At 50.2% G+C, this 253-nt stretch carries 1 protein-coding gene; it reads right to left on the bottom strand.

What is annotated here, in order from left to right:
- Nucleotides 1-28: 28 nt before the first annotated feature.
- On the bottom strand, nucleotides 29-253 hold a 225-nt coding region (locus tag D2V08_RS18230; RefSeq protein WP_147374036.1), incomplete at its 5' end, for a chlorophyll a/b-binding protein.

The following is a 253-nucleotide window of genomic DNA, read 5'->3' as shown; positions in this document are numbered from 1 at the left end:
GTTTAATGTTTATGAAGAAGAATTGATCTCAAGGGGAAGGAATTAGGACGTCGCCAATGTTGTTGTGCCACGGGTCAGCCAAATGAGTGGCCAAATTCTCCAAAGGCCCAGTTCCTGGGTAGGCTGATTGCTGAACACAGAATCCCACAAACGCCAACAGCGCAAGACGACCATTCTTGATCTCCTTGACTTTGTATTCTTGGAACTTCTTCGGGTCCTTGGAGTAGCCCAGCGGGTCGAATGCCCCACCCGG

Origin of the sequence: Flagellimonas lutimaris (assembly GCF_003581615.1) — a bacterium.
Classification (GTDB): domain Bacteria; phylum Bacteroidota; class Bacteroidia; order Flavobacteriales; family Flavobacteriaceae; genus Flagellimonas; species Flagellimonas lutimaris.
The sequence above is the reverse complement of the archived record's forward strand: the minus strand, read 5'-3'. Positions and strand labels throughout refer to the sequence as shown.